This window comes from Agrobacterium larrymoorei (assembly GCF_013322225.1).
GTDB classification, from domain to species: domain Bacteria; phylum Pseudomonadota; class Alphaproteobacteria; order Rhizobiales; family Rhizobiaceae; genus Agrobacterium; species Agrobacterium larrymoorei_A.
In genome coordinates this window covers 1-933 of the sequence record NZ_JAAMFB010000055.1, presented here as the reverse complement: position 1 = coordinate 933, position 933 = coordinate 1, and the positions used below count along the sequence as shown (strand labels likewise).

The 933-nt window shown below is 52.9% G+C and carries 2 pseudogenes; both read left to right on the top strand.

Going from position 1 to position 933, the window contains the following annotated elements:
• Positions 1 to 104: pseudogene (locus G6L28_RS22710) on the top strand (IS481 family transposase); the annotation flags it as partial.
• A 74-nt stretch (positions 105 to 178) separates the two neighbouring features.
• Positions 179 to 834 (top strand): annotated as a pseudogene (locus G6L28_RS22705) (IS5 family transposase); the annotation flags it as partial.
• Positions 835 to 933: the final 99 nt, after the last annotated feature.

The following is a 933-nucleotide window of genomic DNA, read 5'->3' as shown; positions in this document are numbered from 1 at the left end:
TCAAAGGCCTCACTCCATACGAATTCATTTGTCGGAGCTTGACAAATGAACCGGATCGATTCACCACCGACCCGACCCATCAATTCCCGGGACTAAACAACTAGGCTGTGCACTCATAAATCGGGTTCTCAAATTGGTCTGATTTTGATTCACTGTGGCCTTGATTTGGAGGCCGCTAATGACCCGTCGCCGGTTTGATCTCACCGATTTCGAATGGACTATTATTGCGCCCTTGTTGCCGAACAAGCCGCGAGGCGTGCCACGGGTTGACGACAGGCGGGTTATCAACGGCATCTTGTGGCGCTTCCGGACTGGCTCGCCTTGGGCAGACGTTCCTGATCGATATGGCCCATATACAACCTGCTACAATCGCTTTGTGCGATGGCGCAAGGCAGGTGTCTGGGATCATGTTCTAGGCGAGATTTCCAAGGCCTTCGATGGCGACACCGTCATGATCGACAGCTCTTGTGTTCGTGTCCATCAGCATGCAGCGACCGGAAAAAGGGGGATCAGAACGATGGCTGCATGGGACGTTCCCGTGGCGGCTTGACCACCAAAATCCATGCTGTCGTCGATGCCTATGGCCGACCGATCCGTCTCGCGCTGACAGCCGGTCAAGCCCATGACGGTCGCATGGCCGAACCATTGTTACAAACAATCTCTAAGGGCACGATCCTGCTGGCGGACAAGGCTTACGATACCAACGCGATCAGAGCATTTGCAAAGCAAAGGCATGCATGGGCCAATATTCCTGCAAAGAGCAATCGGAAGGAAAGTTTCCCCTTCAGTAAATGGGTTTACAGACAGCGCAATCTCGTCGAGCGTTTCTTTAGCTGTGTTTAAGCATGGAATGTTGACCCCTCTGGTGGGGTAATACTTATCCAATTTTGACCCCCTCTGGATTTCATCCGACCATCCGGCTTTTGGCAGCGG